The organism is Helicobacter bizzozeronii, assembly GCF_900196775.1.
In the GTDB taxonomy this organism is placed as follows: domain Bacteria; phylum Campylobacterota; class Campylobacteria; order Campylobacterales; family Helicobacteraceae; genus Helicobacter; species Helicobacter bizzozeronii.
The window spans coordinates 1-21,378 of record NZ_FZLB01000014.1; the positions used below are offsets into that span (position 1 = coordinate 1).

Below are 21,378 nucleotides of genomic sequence, written 5' to 3' on the forward strand. Positions count from 1 at the left end.
CACTCAAGGACAAATTCAAAAAAGCAAAGCTCTTAGATGAATTTGAACAAGCCCTAGAGCTCCACCATGTTCTTGCAGAAGTTGCGCATAATGCCAGCAAAGCTAAAAAGCGTTCAAGTAATGAAAGCAACGATACAGACAGCAAACCCAAGAGAGATTACGACAGTTCCAAGAGAGCTCAGATTGAACACACCAAAAGGCTAGAGAAACCTGCCACTTTAGAGCAAAAAGAACAAGAGAGCACGCTCACCCAACAAGACAAAAGAAAACTCAAAAATATCCGTGAAGCAGAAAGGGGTTATATGGAGAATAAGGACAAGTCCAGTGATCAAGCCAACAATCCCAAAAATCAATAGCTATCTATCAGGCTACACAACACAATCTGTTAAGTTATTCAGTAACCAACCGAAAAACGGTAAAAACAGACCTCCGCAAATAGGAGTTCCTTATCCAGTTCGTAGATCAAAGTTGTCTTTGAAGTTAAATTTCACAACCTTTTTCATCATAGGTGTAAACATTGCCACGTAGTTTGAGGGTTACAGAGCTAGAAGTGTGTCCAACAAATCCATTTTGATCCATGCCTTTTGTAAATAGCAAGAGCGTTTGTGTTCGTCATAAACATAGACTGTAGCCCCCTGTATATCTACTGAACCGATTGCCATGAAGTATCCTTTTTAGATATTAGATAATTTCGCTAGGGTACTAGAATTTGTCTTGCAATTAGCTTTATCGCAGCATATGAAACTCGCTTTTGAAGTTTTACAGAAACCCCTCCGTTTCATTTTACAGAATATCAGAATATTAAGAATTGTTACTTACTATTCGTGTGGTTCACTGCTTGTGAAGAAGTATGCAGTGAAGTTATCGCTTCTTATTGCATTGTTTTTATTTGACCTCGACTTAGTGTGGGTTGATTGTGGTCCTTGCTCTTCCTGTGTTATTCTAGCGAGTGCACTGCTTAATATGACATTCGAAATTTCTGTTTTCATTTTAACCTCAAAATCCATCATTTTTTTATCTAGTTTCTCATCTACGAAGCTATCCATGTTATCGAGATAATCAAGGGCTTTATTTGGACCGCCGTATTGCTCTGTTCGTTCATGGATTTCACCAAGTTTACCAATGGCTTTGCTTGCACTTTCATAGCCATACGACTGTGCTTGTTTATTAAGCTTATCGAACTCATTTGCCTTATCACGAGCTGATTTTAAGCTGTCGTGTTCTGTCCTCATTTGATGAGTTAAATCTGGACCTGAATCTTTATAGACCATCTCCTTCTCTCCATGTTGGGGTTAGGGTTTGCTAATAGTGAAACCCGACCGTATGGTAGCACGGGAGTGTAAATAAATCCTCCCATGCCACATAACCCTTGCCACACCCAAACCCGTAGCCGTGGTGAATCCAAAATCTTCAAGGTGTAGCAAGACCACAAGCGTTAAGCGAAGTTTGTGTTAACTGCAAGACAATTATTCTACACCATAAAAATATCTCAAAAAATATCTCATAGAGTTCATCTAGACCCCAAGACTAGACAAACGACAAAAAACGACAAAGATGAAACATAGCGATTCTGGCCCCGTAAAGGCATCATACACCGCAATCTTGCCAAAAACAATACAAACCACTACCTAAAGCCCAAAAGCAATTGTAGAGCGTTTTAGAACCATTTTAGCCATAAGTGTTAGGAAGCTTGTATTTGCCACACTTGTTCTACAACACTCCACAAACGCTCTACAACGCTTTCCAATCCCAAAACGATGTTTGATACTCCCCACCCTCTATCTGTCGCTCTATGAGCCTCCTAGACCCCTTTAAACACTATCTACGAGTTTGACTCTCTTAAAACTCTTCTGCAACCCCCCTTGATTCTAAAAATCTGTGTTCTGCCAATTCTTTTGGATTATCCTAATTTAACAGTCTGTTATCCAATCACCTAAGTCGTGTCAAACCCAAACACCACTAATCCTGCCAGCTGTTGGTTGTAGGACACGCTAAAACACTCTGTAACCTTTGTTTGTTCCACACACTCTCCCACAGACTCCAGTCTCATCCTAAACCCCTTGAATCTCCAGCCAATACAACAATTTCTCACCTGGAAGCCTCTCTTGGGGGTTTGGGGGGCTTTCGCCCCCCAAGGATAAAATCTTAGTGATAGCCAAGCGTCAGCTTGGCAAACCTATGGTGGTTGGTGTTGCTTTCTAAAAGCATTCAAAGCTTAAGTCATTTCGTCCTCGCACTTTCTGAGATATAGGGGTGTTGCCAATACCACAAATGGCATGACTCACGGGCGCATCATGCACGCGCGCGGTTTTTAAAAATAGTTTTTGGTTTTTAACAGTTTTTCATGATCAATATGTTAGCGGAGGCGCTTTTTAACGATAAATTGCGGTTTTTTTAACGATAAATTGCGGTAAAACAAGGGTGTTTTAACGATAAATTGCGGTAAAACAAGGGTGTTTTAACGATAAATTGCGGTTTCAACGAATTTTGTAAAAAATTACGCTATAATAGTCCTAGATTTAGCCTTTAACCTTAAGTAAAAAAGTTGCAAGAGTGAATCAAAACAGTCTTTCAATCGCTCTAAAATCTCTAAAAGATGAATTAGATGTAATCGCCTATTTGGAGATAAAAAATGTCAATGATCCCATTGCTCTTGGAAATCTATCCATAGAAAAATCTAATTTAGTGCGTAAGGTAGTCTCTATCTTGTCATCTAATGAATGGGAAAAAGATAGGGTAGCTGGCATTAGCATATCGCCAGACACAATAGACCGCGCAAAATCCTTGATAATGACACTTGACAAAATACAAGAACTTTCAACAAAAACTAATAACCCAGTGCTAAAACAAGGACTAAAGAAAGACTACGCAATAACTTTAAGCGATATAGTCAGCATTTTAACCGTGTGGTTTGAATTTGGTGAAAATACCATGCTCCAGTCCGTTGTGCAACAAGAAGCCCTCAAAAAAACCTCACAGCCACTGACACAAGAAACTTCCAAAGAAGTGGTTAAAGAAGCATCAGAACATAAAAACAAAAAAGCCTTAACCTCTATCCTTGAAAAACCCACAGAAACAGAGATACAAAACTTAACATCGGTAGTGGATGATACGCCCACAAAAGCCCCTATTTTAGCAAAAGAATTAAGCATTGCCGATCGAGGGCAAATTGTTATGCACAATAACATTTACAAAGTCAATTTGGGTACTTTGAGTGAGCTTGAAAGCAATTTATTCTTTAGTTTATTCAATCGTCTAAAAGACAAAAAAGATACCATCATCCGCTTTACCCCAAAAGAACTAAAGATTTTAGCGGGCGATGCAGATATGCCTAATGCAAGGCTTTATAAGCTAATCATTAATCTTTTCAACAATATAGCTGGAGCTAACTTTGATCTAATCAAAATGGTTGATGATGAAAAGGTGCAAAGAAGCAAGGTCATGTTCTTTAGAAAATTTGAGGTGCAATACGACAAAAATAAAAACATTGAATACCTAGATATTCAAGTCAATGACCCCTATTTTACCTACTTGCTAAACGATTTAAAAGCAAACTTCACGAGCATGAAGCTCCAAACTTTTGTAGATTTAAGTGGCAAATATGCCAAAAATTTTTTTAGATTATTGGAGCGGTTCAAACGTGCTACAGACAAGAATGGGGTTTTTCATGTGCATATGTACGAGAACAACATAGAGGGCTTTTTTGCCTTTATGGGTATCCCTAAGGGTACAAGAATAAGCGACATCGATATTCATATGCTAAACCCCACCATTAAACAGCTCACCCAAAAAAAACCTATGAGTCCCTACGAACCCCCCTACAAGTCCATTAAAGTGATTAAGAACAAAGCTAAGGCACGGGGACAAAAAGTGCTAGGCTACACATTTGAAGTCATTCCAAATCCTATCATCGTTGAGCTAGAAAAAGCCCTAGAAAATGCCAAAACCCCACCCCTAAAACGCTTTAGCAAAAGAGATATTAACACCCTCAATAAATGCCTAGATATGCGGGGCAAGCTCAGTGTTAGAGATAAAGAAGGCAAAGCTTATACTTTTAGCGATGCGATGATCACAGACATCTACCCTTGTCCTACAACCAAAAGAATCTGCGTGCAGTTTAGAATCAATGGGTTTTTAGACCCTGAGATGATGGGAGTGATTGATCTGTATCAAGACAATAGGCATCTATTCCAAGTCTGTGGGAATGAATATCTATCTCTTGTGTTTGAAAGCATTGATGAACTCAAAAACAAATTTTTAAAAACCGCTTACAAAAGTGGGGGTGCTAATGCCACACAGACTACTACTCAAGCAGATACACCAACAGCACACACCCACACCCAAAATACACCCACGAGTGCAAACCAAGACGCAGAAATTTTTGTTTTACAAAGTCCTATGCCCACAAGAGGGGGTGAGTTAGTAACAGATTGCAAAAATGGTAGGGTTTATGTCTTTAAAAAAGTGCAACTCATCGCTAAAATCCAAGATGCAGAACAAGATATTTTATCACTTTTTAAAATCCTAGAACCCACAGATACAGACTTAGAGATTGCTAAACGCCACCACAGAGAAAAGAAAGACATCAATTTTTTTAAAAAAGTCATCCCTGATTGTGATGCCCCCCATTATTTTACCTACACCTTCAAAAAGAAAAATGAGATAGATGCTTGGCGTTTGAAAAATTTGTTTTGAATTGTTTGTGATAACTACTAAATTACAGACTAGACACACCTAAAAATCTTTTTATGTGAAACCCTTTCATTCACCTCTCATTCTATGAGCTCCAAACTCTGGCACTGGCATTGTTTAAGAAACATTGCAAAGTGATTGCAGTTTGAGCCTGTTTGGCATTGCTCTAAGAGAGCAAAATACTCTGTGCGTTGTTGATCTAAAATTAAGGGAGGCACTAGATCATTTTGAATGGCTTGAAAAGCCATAATGAGACGACCCGTGCGTCCATTGCCATCAATGAAGGGATGGATGCGTTCATACTCTGCGTGGAACAGAGCAATTTGGGCTAGAGTGAGATGATTACTAGGTAGTCTAAATAAGAGATTTTTTAATGCTTGGGAAATCAGAGCAGGAATTGTGGGGCTAAAATTTGCCCCTGTAATCATCACTTCAGAGGTGCGATAAGCTCCAATAGGTTTAGCCACAAGAGTAGGACTAACATCCAAAGCAGGTTTGAATAGCAAATAATGTAAGTCTTTAATCAAACTTGTATCCAAGAGCTTGTTTCTATCACTAGCCTCTCGCACCACAACATCATAGGCACTTGCAAACCCCAACACAATGAGTTGTTCGTGTAAAGGCTTATTGCTTGCTGTTAATCCCTTTTCTAAGAGCACACGGGTTTCTTCTAGCTGGAGACTCAATCCTTCAATGGCATTGCTATGATGTGTTAAGACTATACGCAGTGTTCTAAAAAGTTGTTCTCTTTCAAGTAAAGATAAATCACTTAACCTGTGTTCCATCTCTATCCTCTAAAAACACTCATTTAAAGAATTATATTAACACATCTATTTTGTAATCTAAGCCACCCCCGGCGTTTGAGGGGGCAAACTTTCCAAGCGAACTTGTGAGCGTCCCGATAGGGTGGAAAATTTGCAAATTTCCCAACCGCCTACAGCGGACATTCGCAAGCTCATTTTGGCAAATTTGCCCTTGCAGGGGGCTTAAATGCAGAAAAAACAAAAATGCTATTGCCAGCATTCCGTGCTAAAATGCCCTAAATCAATACAAGGAGTTTTGGTATGGCAAAAGATTATAGCAAAATGTCTAGGCGGGCTTTGGAGGACTTAGAGAGCCGATTGCACAATGAAATTATTAGGCTTAGGGACAAATACAAAGACGCAAAAGACAAGCACGAGAAAGACCTAAAATCTTTGGCAAACAAAACAGAACGGGATATTAAAGCTTTTACAGACAAGCTGAACAAAGAGCTCAAAGATTTTGAAAATAAGGGGAGCAAAGAACTAGAGGGCATTAAAAAGCAAGGGGAGCAAAAAGTAGCCGAAAAACAAAAAGTTAGCAGTGCTTTAAACAATTTGATTTATGCCAAAAAGCAAGCACCCCAACAGCAAGAGGCTAAGGAAACTAAGAAAATTGAGGCGACCCCCGCCAAGCAAGAGCCTAAAGAAACTAAGGCGACACAAGAAAGCAAAAAGCCCCAAGATGTTAAGACAACCCCCACACAAAACCAAATAGATCAAGCGGGCGTTTTTCCTAACAAAAAGCCTGACTAATGGGTTATATTGCTTCTATAAACTTCAAGCCCACGAAGCTCAGTATCCAAGAAAAACACAACGACCGATCGGTTAAACCTAGTTATGTGCTTGAGAGTGGGGGGTTAGGTATAGAGTGCAACAGAAACGCCACAGAGGCAAGGGCTTTGAGGGATAGCTTGGTGGAGCAGGCAAAGATTAATTACAAGCAACATTTTAATCAACCTTTTAAGGCAAAAGCAGATCGTTATTTGTGGAGTGCGGTGGTGAATATCAAGCCTGATACCACGATGCAAGATTTAGAATGGCTTGTTTCGCGTTTTGCAAAAAGGTATAAATTCCAATGCTACCAAATCGCCATTCATAGAGATGAGGGGCATGTAGATGATGATGGCATAGAACACATTAATCACCACGCCCATTTAGAGTTTGTTACCTTGCACCCCATTACGGGCAAGAGCATGTATCGCAAGCAATACATCACATATAGAACTGCTTGCCATATGCAAAAATTCGTTGCAATACTTTTGAAAATGCAGAGGGGACAGCCCAAGTATGATGTCAAAGATTATCGGGGCAATGTGCTTATCAAAGGCAGTGGAGCTAAACGCATTGAGCCTAGAGCTTATGGGGCATTGATGAATAAGCAAAAAGGGCGGGAAAAGGTGTTTGTGGCAATGGCAAAAGCGCAAGAGAAGGACAAGAAAGAGCTTATGGGATATGCGCAAGATACTCTTGTTCAAGCAACAGATAGGATTGCGGAACTTAGAACCGCCAATGCCAATCTCACACAGCAAAACAAAAAACTAACCACAGCCAACGCCAATCTCACAAAACAAAACCAAGAACTAGCAAAGACTAACGCCGGTTTAGGGCAAACAAACAAAGACCTAGCCACAACAAATGCAGACCTTACAGAGGCTAATACCCAATGGCAATCTGCTTGGCTTGAGTTAGCGGGGGGAGGGCAGGCAGAAAAAGAACCTTCTCTTCCCCTAGATAGAAAACTCACGCAAAAAGAGCAGAATGCCATAATAGGGCAGGTGCGTAAAGATTGGATTGAGATTAACAAGGTGTATCATTGTTTCACACAGCAGGACTACCAAGAGTTGTTGGCTTTAAAGAAAGCGGGCTTGAGTATTGGGCAGTTGTATGCACGCATTAAAGAGCTAGAGAAACGAGCCCAAGAACGAGAGCAAGAGGTGCAAGAGCAATACAAGGGCTATCTCAACCCCGATGAGGCAAATGCCCTAAAAGAGCAAGCCCACACCCAAGCCCAAGACATTAAATCCAAAGATGAGGACATTAAGGCACTCACTACAGAGAAAGGCAATGCGGAGAAAAGGGCTAGCAATGCGGAAAGTGCCAAAGCAGACCTAGAGAAAGCCATCAACACCGCTTACAGCGCATTGATTGAGGGGCAAGGGGCAAACAATGCGGGCACAGCATTAGACAAGCTCACAGCCCTAGAAACTAAAGGGCAAGAGTGGCTAAAGACCATTGATACCCAACAAACCACGATAGGGCAACAAAATACAACCATTACCGGGCTTAATGGGCGGATTGATAAGCAAGCGGATCAGATCAAAGACTTAGAGGGCAAGATTAATACCAAGACCCAAGAGCTCAATACAGCCACGCAGAACGCCCTACAATCCACGCAGGACAAGCAAAAGGCAGATAAAGCCTTTGAGGACTTGAAAGCGGAATATGGGGCTTTAAAGGGGCAATATAATACATTGCAGACAGAGAGTGCAGAGGACAAGAAAACCTTGCGGGAGTTTGAGGGCAAGATAACAGAGCTTACAACCGCATTGGAAAAGGCTTTAAAGCCCGCCCCCATTGCCAAAACCCCCGCAGATGATCCCGCCTTTAAAGAGTTGCAAGAACAGAATGGGTTATTGCAAGCGCAGAATAAAAAACTGCAAGAGCAGAGCGGGGCTAAAGACAGAGCCATTGCCGATCTGCAAGCCCAAAATGCCCGCCTATTAAACACAACCCAAGAGCAGGCATTGCAAGTATTCTTGGGGGAGGTGTATGCTTTTATACAAAAAACCGCCCCCCTAGACCCCGCTAAAGCCGACTATCTAAAAATGCGCGCCGATCTACTGATTGCAGATGTCGCCGATGTGGCGCGCTTAAGAGAAACATTGGAGCAGGAATTAACAAACGCACTCCAAGAACACGCCCGCAAGAACAAAGGCGGGGGAAAAGGATTGTGTTGAGTTTGTAGCTTTTTTATAAGCACATGATCTGAGCGCATGATCTGAATGTGTTTTAGCCCGATTTTTTTTGCATTGTGGGGACACGGCAAAAAAAAGCAAGGCATTTAGTGTGTTCTTGTGCGCTCCTCTTGTCTTTTTATCATATCCTCTTGTCTTTTTAGTATTTCCTCTTGTTTTTTCAACATATCTTCCCGTCTTTTTCTCATTTCATCTTCCCTCTTTCTTATTTCCTCTTGTCTTTTTCTCAATTCATCTTGTCTTTCTCTTATTTCCTTCGTTCGTTCGGCAGCTTCTTCTTTGGCTCTTTTCATGTCTTCTTGCGCTTGTTTGAATGCTTCGTCTTCAAGTTGTTCTTGGAAATTTCTGCCAATTGGTTGGACATATCCACCTATTGCCATGCATTTCGTGCCATAAAGCCCGAAGAGATAGACATTGACATAATGCTTGCGCATTGCTTTCATATTTACCATACGCGCACCTTGATATCCTAGTCCTTTTGCATATTGGTCGGCTTGGTATTTTAGATCTTCCAATGCTAGTTTCTGTAATTCTGCATAATCTTTGTCGCCATAAGGCCACGCTTTTTTACAGCGTTGTGCCATCATTTTGTGCAAGGGTGCTGCCGCTTGTTCTGAAATTTGGGGTCCCTTAATCGGGACAAGTTGCATGGGACCACATCCGCTAATGAGTAGGGCTAATGCCCCCCCCCACTATTCGAGCAAAAGATAATAAAGACACGCAACACCTCCGGTGATATGAAAAAAAGATTGCGAAAGTGTAGCGTAAAAGATTGCATTGGCGTTAAATGAGTATCCATGCAAGGACTGAGTAAATACCACTTTACTTGTACCCTTTTCCCTTTATAGAAACTCCTACCTCGTTTTTCTGTCCGCAACCCCCATTTTGCCCGCCTTTAACATGACATTTCTACCCACACCTAACACAACCGATGAATACAAAAAGGCGTAATAATAATACCGATAATTTTAATACCAAATGGTGGGGGTAATGAAAAAAAAGAAACCTCCACTTCACCTAGAACAAACACCCCATTAAACACCCCGCCTTTTAGTTGTGCTATGGGTAGGGAAGGTTTCTTTTTCTGTTGCCACTCTACACCCAAACGGGCGATCTGTTCCGTGTTGCCACAACCCACACACCCAAAACCCCAAACCTAAAAGCCCATCGCCACTACCTAACCGCCAAAACACGGGGGCGGGGGCTAACTATCACAAAAACGCCCCTAGAGCGTTAAGAGTGGTTAATAGAGTAAAACTATGGGTTAGAGGTATTGTGTTGATTATAGGGGCTTTTAGGGGGCTAGAAAGGGTATTCACATAAACAAACAAAATGATGGAAAGCCAATGTTAGCTTTTAGAAGGTATTTGACTGAGCTTTAGGATGTTGTGTTGTAAGTTCTAGTGCATCGAGTCCTTTAAACCCAGCCAATCTAATTCACTTTTTGAGCTTGAAAAAAGTAAAATCTGAACTTAGAATGTGTTTGGCGGGAATACAGGCATGGTGTATAAATTTCTAACCCTATAACATCCCCATAATGGGCGTTCTTGCGTTAAAATGCACGCATGGAAATACAGAGCACAAGCATTTTTACAGAGTGACTAGAGAAACTCAAAGATTTGAAAGCACGGGATGCAATCGCACGCCGTTTACAGGTTTTGGAGAAAAGTGGGCATTTTGGCGATCATAAGCACATTACAGGTCAAATCTTTGAAATGCGTATCCACACAGGTGCAGGCTACCGCTTGTATGTCGCTAAAAGGGGCGATGTGTTAGTGATTTTACTGTGTGGAGGCGATAAAAGCACACAACAAAAGGATATAATTAATGCGCAAAAAATCTTAGAGGAGTTGCCATGAAAGTAACCCTTAAACCTTTTAGAGTAGCGCAAATGTTAGATACCGATGAAAGACGCTTATCTTACCTTAACGCTGTTTTAAAGGATGGCGACATGGTAGAGCTTAAAGATGCTTTAGAGGTTGTCGCTGAATCTAAAGGCATTAAAGACATCGATTTATCCGATTTTAATGGTGGAGTTGTTGAGCTTTTGGGGGTTTTACACAAATTTGGTTTCACTTTGCAGACTCTAGAGATACAAGAATACCACAGTGCCTGAAATGCCCTATTGATGTTGGTTTAGTGATAATCATGTCGTTTTTAGAAACATTCGTGTCTTTCAAAATAGTATGAGAGAGCAATAAATCAAACATAGCGTTTAAAGTGCTTTTAAAAGCTCGTAGAGCGCAAGATTAGGGGTAGGGAGTATCAAACATGGTTTGGGGGTTGAAAGCGATTGTGGGGGATAGACAACAAAATAAGAACAGGGAAAGATACTAAGCTTAGCAAGAGTTTCACTGATTTTATAAATCAAATCAAACCCCCACTTCAGAAGATTCAACATAATTCTTTTAGCTTTAACCCAAGTTTTCCAGTCTACTTTTTAAGCGGAGCTTCTACACCTGAATACGCTTGCACAAAATCGGGCAAGCGCGCGCCTTGAATGTTGATGGCATTTAGGGCGGTGTCGATCTCTTGCATTTCATGAGGGCTTAATGTGAGCGCGCTAGCAGCGGTGTTAGCCAGCATGTGATCTTTATTGGTGGTGCCGGGGATGGGCACAATGTAGGGTTTTTTAGCCAAGAGCCACGCTAGGGCAATCTGGGCGGGCGAGGCGTTTTTCTTTAACGCCCACTCTTGCAACAAATGGACTAATTTTAAATTATTAGGGAGATTTTCGGGCGCAAAACGGCTTTCTAACGCTCTAAAATCCCCCTTTGCAAAACGGGTATCTTTGTCGATCCAGCCCGTTAAAAACTGCACGCCTAGTGGGCTCCACGGGACAAAACCAATCCCCAACTCCTCACACAAAGGTAAAACATGTTCTTCAGGTCCCCGCCAAAGCATAGAATACTCACTCTGCACGGCACTCACAGGCAAGGTGGCGTGGGCGCGTCTTAGGGTATTTAGCCCCATTTCTGACAACCCCCAGTGTAAAACCTTGCCTTGTCGCATCAAATCCCCCACAACCCCAGCGACATCCTCAATCGGCACCTCTGGATCGACTCGGTGTTGGTAGAGTAGGTCAATGTAGTCGGTGCGTAGCCGTTTAAGCATATTATGCACGACTATTTTAATGTGTTCGGGTTTGCTGTTGCGACCGGGTCCGCGCTTGCCCGTTTTTTGATCGATGTCAAAGCCAAATTTGGTCGCAATCACCACTTTTTTTCTAAAAGGCGCAACGGCTTCGCCTAAAATCCTCTCCGATTCAAAAGGTCCGTAAGCCTCAGCTGTGTCAAATAAAGTTACGCCCTCCTCAAAAGCCCGGCGGATCACAGCGATCATTTCGGGGCGGTAGGGCACAGAAGTGTCGTATTTGCGCCCCATGTTTTGCACGCCAAGCCCCACACAAGAAACCTCTAATTTGCCTAAAAAACGCTTTTTGGGCGCACTTTTGGACGCACCTTTATGCCCCCTAGCCTCTAGCATGCCAAGAGAGAGCAAAGAACCCCCGATGAGCGCACTCGCCAAGAGTGTTCGGCGTTTTGGGTTGTTAGGCTGTTTCATTTGCCGACCTTGTCATTAAGATTTGTCGGGTATCTCTCCCCGACTATGATGATTTGTTCTAGCTTTTTGTTAAAGTCCTCTAGTTCGCCCGCTTGCCATTGCACGCTTAGAGCCCCGACATTTTCGATTAATCTCGTTTCTTTGGTCGTGCCAAATAGTGGGATCACAATGCGTTGCATGTGTAAAATCCACGAAAGGGCGATTTGTGCGGGAGTGGCGTTTTTGGCTTTAGCGGTGGTCTGCAACAATTCCACCAAAGCGTAGTTTTGGGCTAGGTTTTGCTGGCTAAATTTGGGCACGATATTTCTAAAGTCCTCTTTAGAAAAAGTGGCGTTTTTATCCATTTTGCCCCCAAACAGCCCCTTAGCCAAAGGCGAAAAGGCGACATAAGTAATGTTATTTGCTTCACAAAAGCCCAAAATCTCTTTTTCGGGCTCTCTATGCCACAAAGAATATTCGCTTTGCAATGCTGTGAGCGGGCAAATGGCGTGGGCTCTTTGCAGGCTCTCTAGCCCCGCTTCGCTCATGCCCCATGCTTTAATCTTGCCCTCTTTAATGAGCTCTTGCATGGTGCTTGCGACTTGCTCTATGGGTGTGTTGGTATCCACGCGGTGCTGGTAGTAAAGGTCTAAGCACTCCACTCCTAGGCGTTTTAAGCTCCCCTCTAAGGCTAATCGTATGCGTTTAGGGCTGGAGTCGGTTTTTAAAGCCCACCCTTGTGCTTGCTCTTTGTAAATCCCAAATTTGCTGGCTAGGACAACTCTGTTCCTAATGCTTTTAATGCCTTCGCCTAGAAGCTCTTCATTGTATTCCCCATAGGCTTCAGCGGTGTCAAAAAAGTTAATGCCTAGCTCAAAGGCTTCGTGTATGAGTTTAATCATTTCTTTTTTGTCATGCACTTCGCCATAACCAAAACTCATGCCCATGCACCCTAAAGCTAATGGGCTGACTTTGAATTGTCCTAATTGCTTATGTGTCATGTTTCTCCTTGATTTTGAGAGTGCTAGGATTATAAAATCTGACACCTAGTGTTTGTCAAGGGTTCTTTTTAGGTTTGCCCGCATAAGCAGGGTTGCTTGGATTCAAAAAGTCCTTTTGCTCGGCAATCATTTGCGAATAAAGTTCAATTTTATGGGCAATTTTAGCTTCTGCCTTATGCAAGCTGTCTAGCTGAAGGCGTAAATCTTTAAGCTGTTGCTCTAAAATTGCCTTGCGTTGTGGGGCACTTTTCATGCCTTGTTGGGATAAGTAGATATAGTCTTTAATCGTGGCTAGGGGCATGCCACATGCACGCAAACACTGCACCCACTCCACCCAAGCAATGTCGCTTTTAGAGAAGTAACGCACCCCGTTTTGATCGCTTTGCACAAAGGAGAATAGCCCCTTATCGCACCAAAAGCGGATTCTGCGTGAGGAAATACCTGTTAGCCTCTCAACTTCTATGATGGTGTAAGCCATGTGGATCTCCGTGAGTTTGAGCAAAATTGTAGTGTAACAACTGACATTAAGCAAAGCACCTATTATTCCACACCTCTCTTGGTATCTCCAGTTTGGTTTGCTGTAGGCGTGTTTTTCGTGTGTTTAGGCTTCCTTCCCCTTGGCTTTTTAGGTTCTTGGGGCTTAGACACCTCTAGGTCTTGCCTTGCTTGTGGATTTTGTGGGCTTTGTGTATCTTGCCCTCCTTGCTTTGGTATAGGTTAGGGGTAAGGTGTTGGTTGTAGACCCCTCTATGGCTCTAAAAACGCTATTAGTGCAAGTAGGCAAAAGCACAAAACACTTTTGTGCCACACAAAAAGCTTCAAGTTAGTTTCTAGTTTCAAATTCTCGTTTTAAAAACCAAAAAACCTAGAATGTGCGTCTTTTGCGTTTAAACGCCCGTTTAGTAAAAACTTAAAATATTACTCTATCGTTTGTATTTTAATAGTTATTGTGCTATAATGCTGTATCTTAAACCAAAAGGGGTAAAATGCCACGAAAACCAAAAGAAACAACACCGGGGGGTGTGCTAGAAACACAAGCCCAAATAGACACCCAAAAACCCAAAAAGTCCCGTGCCAAAAAGCAAAACCCGCCCGCCACGCAAGAAACAAAACAACCCAAAGCAGTGGCCTCAAAAGTTAAGAGCTCTGCCACACAAGAAAAGCCTAAAAAAGTCGTGGCTTATGTGCGGGTTTCCAAAGACACACAAGAGCAACAAGGGCAACGCCACGACATAGAAACCTACGCCAAACAAGAAAACCTAACCATTGCCCGCTGGATTGAAGTAGAGATGAGCTCACGCAAGAGCCAAGAGAAACGCCGTATCAATGAGCTAAAGCAAGAGCTCCAAAAGGGCGATCTGTTGCTAGTAGCGGAATTAACCCGCTTAGGGCGTTCGATGGTGGAAGTGATGAACCTAATGGAGCATTTTAACGCCAATGGCGTTGCGGTGTGTTTTGTTAGACAGCCAGAGCTAAGCACCTACAACAACGCCATAGGCAAGCTTCTCATCGCCATTTATGGCTATTTGGCTGAGGCAGAGCGTGAGATGATAAGCCTACGCACTAAATCCGCTTTGGCGGCTAAAAAAGCTGAGGGGCAACATCTAGGGCGGGCTAAAGGCACTCTCAACAAAAATCACCCGCTAGACCCTTTTAAAGACACAATCCGCCTTTACAGAGAAAGGGGCTTAACTTACTCCGCCATTTTAAAGCTCATAGACTGCCCCAAAAAGCCACAACTTGCTAGCTTTCTAGCCTACTGCAAAAGTAGGGGGCTAAAGTAGCAATTATGCCTTTAAGCAACAACAAACAATACTAAATCTATCAAAATACAAACGATAGACTAAGAATAGGGCTTTGGGGCGGGTTGATTTTTGCCCCAAAAAACGGCGGGGTGCTTACGCACCCTTGTAGCTTCGCCCGCAAACTCAACACTAGATGAAACTTACACACTTATAACGGGGGCGGGCTCACCGCACGGCAACAACACCCCTAACCAAACTACTGACACACTGACTTAACGGGTTTTTTGGCGGTTGTATTGTATGATATGTTATTGTGTGGTATTGTATGCCTTTAAGCAACAACAAACAATACTAAATCTATCAAAATACAAACGATAGAATAGAATTATCCATAAAACAAGCCAAAATGCCTAAGATATTAGACTTTTAAGTCTAACTGCTTGGTGAGTAAAGGTTTAATATAATGCTTGTTTGGTCTTGCAAAGCGTTAAAAAAGTTAAATATGCTTACCTCATATCCCTTTTTGGGGTTGTGGCGGGTGTTTTTCTAGCCACTCAAGGGCATTTCTGGCATTGTTGATACAGCGCATTGAATTATCCCAAAAATCGCTTAAGAGCTCTTGGGCTAATTGGGGGTCTTTTGTGTTTATCTCTTTGATGTGGGCTAAAAACTCGCCATTTAGGTTTGTTTGCCCTATTTGTTGATCTGTGCCCGCTGAGGTGTTGGATTGTATCTTGTCCTTGTCTTCCGTGCTCTCTGTCTGCAATGCGTTATATTGCCCCTCTAAAGCCTCATATTGCGCTTTTAAGTCCTTAAGGACTGTATCACCGCTTGCTTGTCTTGCGTGGATTGTAGGGCGTTCTGCGTGGCTGTATTGAGCTCTTGGGTCTTGGCATTAATCTTACCCCTTTGTGTAGGGGGCTGTTGTTGCAAAAAACAAGAACTATCCACATAGTTCCACATAGTTCCGCCATAGTGCAAAAAAACACGCCGATTTTCTATTCAAATGTGCCGGCAGAGAGAGAAAAGAGGGAAAATGGGTAAAAGCTTTTTTTGCGCTGATCAACCCCACAGAGAGAGTGGCGTGCGATATAGAATAAACGACCGATTGCGATCTAAAGACATAGATGTAAGTTTTTGTTTGCCTAGACTATTGCAATATGACTTAACTTCATTAGTTTTCTAATGCCTCACAGACCACCCTTTTAGCATCCTTTGCCCTTTGGCACACCACTTCACTACACGCCTTGATTAAACCACGGCTTGGGCGGTATTTAGGGTGTGGGGTAAATGTAAAGTCTTGGAGTTTGTCGCATAAATCCAAACTCTTAGGTGTAGCGTGCGTTTCAACAAGCTTTGTAAATCTGTAGCCAAAGCTACTTTTAAAATAATAGGGTTGTAAGTGGTCCAAATGATAATATTTGTCAATCCTCCATTGATTGAGAAAGTTAAAAATCGCCCGCCCATTGTCAAAGATAGGAGCGGGCTTAATGAGTTCGTTTGTATCGTTATTAACAAGCATCCCAAAATTGCCTAAATGGCGGTCAATGTTGCCAATAATGGCATCAAAAAGCATTAAATCGCTCAAAGCTTGCACCCCCATCACCGCTTCTATGGCTTGCTTTAGTTCTTTTGAGCGCAATGCTTCATAGGGCAAACACTCCCAAATGGCTAAAAAGCCCACTTCTTGGCTTGTAAAAAGCGGACAGGTGCTAAACCTTTCACGCCTCCCCCAATCCCCAATCCCTTTTTCTAAATCATAGACCACACAATCTAAGCCCATAGTCTGAGCCACTTGTGGCATGTAATACTCACACAAAGGCTCTCTAGCCACAACACAGCGCAGTTCATCTCCCTCCCCTGTCCCCTTAATAAGTTCAATAATGCCCTTAGAGGTTCTGCGCCAACACTTTCTAAGCATTCCATCTGTTGTGGGTTCAGGGCTTAGGATTTGCCCTTGTGTTTGCCCCCTATCCCCACCAAAAGCCACTCCTTGCAAAATGGGGTTAAATTCATTTTCAAAAAGATTGACATTAGCCCACGCATAAAGGTGTGCTCTGTCTGTGGGCACAACCCAAAAGCTATCTTTTAGGGATAGGGCGAAAGTTGTGTTGAGATAGGCTAAAGGGTTTTTTTCATCAGCCTCTAAGCCTCCCTCTAGGGCATCTAAGATTGAAAAAGCAAACCAGCGGTTATCAGGGACTTTGCGCTTGCGTAGCCATCTTAAAATGTGTTTTTCACTTGCCCCATTGATGCGGATATAATAGGGCAATAGGGTTTCATCCAACACTTTAAAGTGTAGGTTTTTGCCCTCATTTAAAACTTCAAACTCTAAGACATTGCGATCTTTGTTTTTGAGAGTGTAGTGCATTTGGACTCGCTTTGGTATTGATTGCAGGTATTGTAGGATGTTTGGCTTAAATAGGAGAAAGATCTTTGCATTAAGCCCACCTGCTTATAAAACTCTTTTATAACCCCTCAACACCCCCAACACCTTCACCATCGCCAAAGTGTCTAACTTGCAATATTCCAAAAGAGCTTTTTTGGTTTTTTCTTGCTCCTCCTTAGACATATGGGGCATTTGAGCATAAGCTTGCATCGCTTCCTCACCATTATGCACGAGCTCCAAATCCTTATAGGCCTTTTCAAAGTCGGGCACTAAAGCGGGCAAGACTTCTTTAATACTAGAGCTACCATGCATACTAGGGGTATAGTAGTGTTTATTGCTAAAAGGGATTTCTAAATCAAGGATGTTTCCACTGATAGAGAGTAAATCTCGACTTAAGTTAGGATGCGATTCTTGCAAAAACGCCGCCAACTCTGCGAGTATCCCTTTCTCAAAGCTTGCATGGTAGGCTAAAACACAAGCATTGCTAGAAATATCCTTAACCAATCTTTTGGCTAATTCTAAACGCCCATCTGTGCCACAATCGGCCAAAAACTCTTTGTGCTCTATGCGTCCATCTCCATGCTCAATATGAATCGAATATTGGAAAGGGATTTGCCCATGGGGTTTGGTGCCATCAAATGGAGGGATGGCGGGTTTATAAGTTTCAAAATCCAAATGATAGAGGGGATATTTTATGTTTTCTAAAAACTCTCCAATGCCTTTTTCATCTATATGTGCCTTGCCATTTAAAGCGCATTCCACCTGCATTCTTTGATTGTCTGTGAGATCTTGGATGTCCTTCTCTTTTAAATCTTTAAAAAAGATTTTTTTGCCTTGATACCACTTCATGACCTTAGAGCTAAATCCGTGTCTAGTTAGGGCAAAGATATGCTCATGCCCGACAATCTCCCGCTGTTTCTCCCAACAATAATGTTTTGCCAAACACCCATAGGGTTTATTGCAATGTGCGCCGATGTCGGTATTGGGCTCTTGTGGGTTTTCTAGGGTGCTCTGTATGTCCTCTAAACGCTGGAGCATTTCGCTTTGAAAACCCTTGACAAACCCTAAAAAATCGTGCTTGATAAACAACTTTTCTAGGTCCAATGCCCCCTCTCTTCTATAGGTGTTATTAAGACCAACCAAGCAAGCCCCCTTAATCTCATAGCCACAACCTTTAAGGACATAGTATTGCACCGCCAAATCCCACAAATACGCCTCTTTGGGCTTGGTGTTATTCTTATCGCTATAAGCACTCGTGGAGCTTTTCACTTCGTTTAACACCACACGATCGCCCTCAATCTCTAAAATATCCACCATCACAACAACCCCCTTGTGTTCAAAGGTGGCTTCGTAAATGGTTTTTACGCCTTGCTCTAGTAATTCTTGGGTGCGCGCCACCATTTGCCCTATGTCCGTGTGATAAGCCACTTCAACTCCACCAGCAAACAACGCCCGCGCTAATGCCCCCACCTCTTTGCCCTCTTGCATTTTATCCTCCAGTTCCCCATGCGCATCCTTTGCTTGCTCTAAAACCTCTGGTTTGTGTTCTGCAAACCACAGCATTTTGGGGCATTGCATGCCTTGAATCAACTTAGATTTAGACAACATCTCTTCTCCTTTATGATAATTTTTGTGTCTTGCCCTTTTGAAAACCCCCTAGCATTAACCATTCTTAGGCACATTTAAAGCAATCTTTGTGGGTTCTTTTTTGTGGCTTAGAACCTCTGCTGTGATGAGACACTTATAGCCCCGCCACGCCTCTATGCCAAATCTCAAGGGGTGTATCACTTGGCTTAAGAGGGTTTTGATCGCGCGCATACCTGTGCCCTCCTCAATGGCTTGGCTAATCAACATCTCTTGAGCCTCTTTGGTCATCTCAAGCACACTGCCACACTCTAAAAAGCAGTCTTGGAAGGGCTTTAGCTCTTGTATGATTGCATCAGCGAGCATTTGAGGATTGACGGGTTCTAACACCACACGCAACCCAATACGCCCGATAAACTCTTTAGACAAGCCACAACGCTCTAAATCTTGACTGCTCACCTCTTGTGGGGGTTGGCTTGAAGCTGTGGGGGCTGTATTCATAAAACCAATGGAGCACTGGGGCTTTGTGGCGGTATTTAAGCTGGTATAAAGGTCTTTGAAATATCCAGCAAAGATGAATAATATATCATTGGTTTTAAGAGTGATGGACTTGTCATCGTATTTGAAAGTGAGGCTGTGTCCCTCCATGAGCTTGAGAAATTCGTTTTGCACTTGGGTTTTAAACCGCTCATCATCCGCATCCACACCCAACTTATCCACTTCATCTAAGAAGATCACCCCCTTTTGGGCTTTTTCTATATCCTTGCCCGCACTTTGATAAAGCCCCACAAATATATTCGACACATCCTCACCCCGCCACCCTGCTGGGGTTAAACTAGAGGCATCAACGATGTGATAAGCAATGCCGAGCTTTTTTAAAAGCGTGGTGGTCATAAAAGTTTTGCCAGAGCCTGAGGGACCAATTAAAAGCATGTTGGTTTTAGGCATACAGGGTTGGTCATGAAAACGGGCATAGTGATCGCTAAGAATAACACAAAGTGCCTTCTTGGCTTTTTCTTGCCCACTCACACCGCTTAAATGTTGTGCAAGCTCTTTGGGGGCGTAGATGTGTTTTGGTTCTAAAAAATCATCATATAAACACATAGAAGGGTCTAGCCCCCTTTCTAAAAACTTTATTTCATTTGCCTTAATGCATATCTCATTGTTTTTTGCTCCCCAGTCTAAATAGTCTTCGTCTGAAAGAATTTCTTTGGCATCTACTTCTTCTTGGAGTTTTTGTATCTCCTTTCTTAATTGTGCAATTCTTTGCGCATTTTGGTTGTTTTTAGAATTTGTGGTGCTTGTTGCTTGCTGTGTGGCGTGGCTCTCCTTAGTTTCAGAGCTATCTTGCAACATGAGCAATTGGCGTATCTCACCCTCTGGTGTGGGTTTTTGGTTTAACAAGAGAGCAAGGGAGAAAAAGCCACTAGATTTATCCATGTGCCACCCCTCTTTTTGCACCACAGAACGCATAGGGAGTTGCACATGGCTTAACAATGCCTGCACACAAGACCAAAATGCATCAGGCTTGGAGCTTTCTTGAAGACGGCTCAATGCGTGTTGTTGTATGCGTCCAAGCCGCCCCACTAGAGTTTCTAAAGTGCCTCCAAAGTGCCATTTGTTCAACATATCTTGGAGGCGTGCAAAAGCCCACAATCTAAATGCAACGGGAAAATAATAGTGGCGCATGTTCTGATAAGACACGCTGGCAAAGGGGATATGGGCATCTTTTAAGGCTTCATCTAGCCGTGTTGTGTGCGCCAACTCCAAAAGCCCGCAATCTCTTTCTAGCCACAAGCGTATGAGTCTTTGGGACTGGTGAGATGCTGCAAACCCCAATGCGTGTTTGCACAAAATACCAACGAGGTTTCCAGCAAGCTCCTTATGGCTTTTTTCTTGTTCTGCTAAGAACTTAGAGAGATCGTGTAGAAATTTGCAAGATGGCACATATCTTGGCATGTCTTGTTTTGTGGTAAGCGCAAAGACCAAATCCCCATTTACACTATAAATTTCTAACTGGCAAAATGCCTTTTGCAACTCAAAGCTATTGCCCCCAAAAACCCCTAATAAATCCTGCTTGAAGGCTTTAAAAGGGATTTTAAGATCGCCAAATAACCCCCCATAGCCCCTTTTCAAATACCGCTTGATGGCATAATCGCAAATTTGCTTAGAAAAAGAAAAACACCCGCATATAAATTTTTCAATTTGGGCGGAGTTGGTAAAGAGCTGTTTGGGTTCTGTGTTTTGGCGTTCTTTGCAAATTCTAGGGAAAAACCAATACCCCCCACAATCTTGTGCGATTTGCCCAAAGTCAATTTTAATGACTGCTTTTTGTTCCCCCTCTTTAGGGAAGGCATAAGCATCCACGCCCGCTATTCTGCCCTGCTTTTTCAACAAGGTTTTAACATAGGCTTGGCGTTCTTGCTCAAAATCAAAGGCATAACTTTTGGGCAACAAACCATAATCATTAAAAATACGCTTGCTGATGCGTTTTTCTAAATCACAACGCACACCTTTTAAAATTAAAAACTCTTTCAAGTCATAGTAACCCACTTCTTGCATCGTTATCCTTTCAGTTTTTATTAAGATTAACCACACAAACGCAAGCATGTTAAAACACTCTAGCTTAAATCTATCTTAAAGTGT

At 42.5% G+C, this 21,378-nt stretch carries 19 protein-coding genes and 1 pseudogene; 8 read left to right on the forward strand and 12 right to left on the reverse strand.

Going from position 1 to position 21,378, the window contains the following annotated elements:
* Positions 1 to 356, forward strand: a 356-nt coding sequence (locus C5684_RS01930; RefSeq protein WP_233708622.1) for a hypothetical protein, incomplete at its 5' end; no start/stop codon positions are given.
* Positions 357 to 536: 180 nt separating this feature from the next.
* Here the strand turns inward: C5684_RS01930 and C5684_RS09665 are convergent.
* Both C5684_RS09665 and C5684_RS01935 read right to left on the reverse strand, forming a co-directional pair.
* Positions 537 to 662 carry a hypothetical protein gene (locus C5684_RS09665; RefSeq protein WP_267891337.1) on the reverse strand — a complete coding sequence of 42 codons (126 nt, stop codon included), beginning with the start codon at positions 660 to 662 and terminating at the stop codon, positions 537 to 539.
* Positions 663 to 818: 156 nt separating this feature from the next.
* Positions 819 to 1,271 (reverse strand): hypothetical protein, encoded by a 453-nt coding sequence (locus tag C5684_RS01935; RefSeq protein WP_013881994.1) that lies wholly within the window; start codon positions 1,269 to 1,271, stop codon positions 819 to 821.
* Between the two features lie 1,633 nt (positions 1,272 to 2,904).
* On the opposite strand from C5684_RS01935, the gene C5684_RS01945 reads away from it, so the two are divergent.
* A complete protein-coding gene (locus tag C5684_RS01945; protein ID WP_233708623.1) occupies positions 2,905 to 4,695 on the forward strand; it encodes a replication initiation protein in 1,791 nt (596 codons plus the stop codon).
* A 77-nt stretch (positions 4,696 to 4,772) separates the two neighbouring features.
* On the opposite strand, the gene C5684_RS01950 is transcribed toward C5684_RS01945, so the two are convergent.
* Positions 4,773 to 5,477 carry a Fic family protein gene (locus tag C5684_RS01950; protein ID WP_013881998.1) on the reverse strand — a complete coding sequence of 235 codons (705 nt, stop codon included), beginning with the start codon at positions 5,475 to 5,477 and terminating at the stop codon, positions 4,773 to 4,775.
* Between the two features lie 279 nt (positions 5,478 to 5,756).
* Between C5684_RS01950 and C5684_RS01960 the strand changes: the two genes are divergently transcribed.
* Positions 5,757 to 6,248 (forward strand): hypothetical protein, encoded by a 492-nt coding sequence (locus tag C5684_RS01960; RefSeq protein ID WP_013882000.1) that lies wholly within the window; start codon positions 5,757 to 5,759, stop codon positions 6,246 to 6,248.
* Positions 6,248 to 8,452, forward strand: a complete 2,205-nt coding sequence (locus tag C5684_RS01965; RefSeq protein WP_104639255.1) for a mobilization protein — start codon at positions 6,248 to 6,250, stop codon at positions 8,450 to 8,452. The genes C5684_RS01960 and C5684_RS01965 overlap by 1 nt, the downstream gene beginning before the upstream one ends.
* Positions 8,453 to 8,556: 104 nt before the next feature.
* On the opposite strand, the gene C5684_RS01970 is transcribed toward C5684_RS01965, so the two are convergent.
* Positions 8,557 to 9,120, reverse strand: coding sequence for a hypothetical protein (locus C5684_RS01970; RefSeq protein WP_104639256.1), 564 nt, complete (start codon positions 9,118 to 9,120; stop codon positions 8,557 to 8,559).
* A 437-nt stretch (positions 9,121 to 9,557) separates the two neighbouring features.
* Here C5684_RS01970 and C5684_RS09110 point away from each other — a divergent pair, with 437 nt between their 5' ends.
* From C5684_RS09110 to C5684_RS01980, 3 genes and pseudogenes are all read left to right on the forward strand, one after another.
* Complete coding sequence (locus C5684_RS09110) at positions 9,558 to 9,707, forward strand: hypothetical protein (protein WP_013882003.1); 150 nt, start codon at positions 9,558 to 9,560, stop codon at positions 9,705 to 9,707.
* 376 nt (positions 9,708 to 10,083) lie between these two features.
* Positions 10,084 to 10,329: pseudogene (locus tag C5684_RS01975) on the forward strand (type II toxin-antitoxin system RelE/ParE family toxin); the annotation flags it as partial.
* Entirely contained in the window at positions 10,326 to 10,586 is a 261-nt protein-coding gene (locus tag C5684_RS01980; RefSeq protein ID WP_013882005.1) for a helix-turn-helix domain-containing transcriptional regulator, read from the forward strand. The pseudogene C5684_RS01975 and the gene C5684_RS01980, both read left to right, overlap by 4 nt.
* A 317-nt stretch (positions 10,587 to 10,903) precedes the next feature.
* On the opposite strand, the gene C5684_RS01985 is transcribed toward C5684_RS01980, so the two are convergent.
* From C5684_RS01985 to C5684_RS01995, 3 genes are read right to left on the reverse strand one after another with little or no spacing between them, the layout of a single operon-like run.
* The gene (locus tag C5684_RS01985; RefSeq protein WP_013882007.1) at positions 10,904 to 12,034 is read right to left on the reverse strand and encodes an aldo/keto reductase; all 1,131 of its coding nucleotides are present in this window, start codon (positions 12,032 to 12,034) and stop codon (positions 10,904 to 10,906) included.
* Positions 12,031 to 13,014 carry an aldo/keto reductase gene (locus C5684_RS01990; RefSeq protein WP_013882008.1) on the reverse strand — a complete coding sequence of 328 codons (984 nt, stop codon included), beginning with the start codon at positions 13,012 to 13,014 and terminating at the stop codon, positions 12,031 to 12,033. The genes C5684_RS01985 and C5684_RS01990 overlap by 4 nt, the downstream gene beginning before the upstream one ends.
* 55 nt (positions 13,015 to 13,069) lie before the next feature.
* Positions 13,070 to 13,492 carry a MerR family transcriptional regulator gene (locus C5684_RS01995; protein WP_104639257.1) on the reverse strand — a complete coding sequence of 141 codons (423 nt, stop codon included), beginning with the start codon at positions 13,490 to 13,492 and terminating at the stop codon, positions 13,070 to 13,072.
* Between the two features lie 508 nt (positions 13,493 to 14,000).
* Between C5684_RS01995 and C5684_RS02000 the strand changes: the two genes are divergently transcribed.
* The gene (locus C5684_RS02000; RefSeq protein ID WP_104639258.1) at positions 14,001 to 14,798 is read left to right on the forward strand and encodes a recombinase family protein; all 798 of its coding nucleotides are present in this window, start codon (positions 14,001 to 14,003) and stop codon (positions 14,796 to 14,798) included.
* Between the two features lie 472 nt (positions 14,799 to 15,270).
* On the opposite strand, the gene C5684_RS02005 is transcribed toward C5684_RS02000, so the two are convergent.
* The 5 genes from C5684_RS02005 to C5684_RS02020 form a co-directional block, all read right to left on the reverse strand.
* Positions 15,271 to 15,525, reverse strand: a complete 255-nt coding sequence (locus C5684_RS02005) for a hypothetical protein (RefSeq protein WP_013882014.1) — start codon at positions 15,523 to 15,525, stop codon at positions 15,271 to 15,273.
* A 38-nt stretch (positions 15,526 to 15,563) separates the two neighbouring features.
* Positions 15,564 to 15,722, reverse strand: coding sequence for a hypothetical protein (locus tag C5684_RS09115; RefSeq protein ID WP_013882015.1), 159 nt, complete (start codon positions 15,720 to 15,722; stop codon positions 15,564 to 15,566).
* Between the two features lie 211 nt (positions 15,723 to 15,933).
* Entirely contained in the window at positions 15,934 to 17,130 is a 1,197-nt protein-coding gene (locus C5684_RS02010; protein ID WP_199764466.1) for a protein kinase family protein, read from the reverse strand.
* An 84-nt stretch (positions 17,131 to 17,214) separates the two neighbouring features.
* Positions 17,215 to 18,756, reverse strand: a complete 1,542-nt coding sequence (locus C5684_RS02015; protein ID WP_104639259.1) for a DUF2779 domain-containing protein — start codon at positions 18,754 to 18,756, stop codon at positions 17,215 to 17,217.
* Between the two features lie 54 nt (positions 18,757 to 18,810).
* A complete protein-coding gene (locus tag C5684_RS02020; RefSeq protein ID WP_104639260.1) occupies positions 18,811 to 21,294 on the reverse strand; it encodes an AAA family ATPase in 2,484 nt (827 codons plus the stop codon).
* Between the last annotated feature and the right edge of the window lie 84 nt (positions 21,295 to 21,378).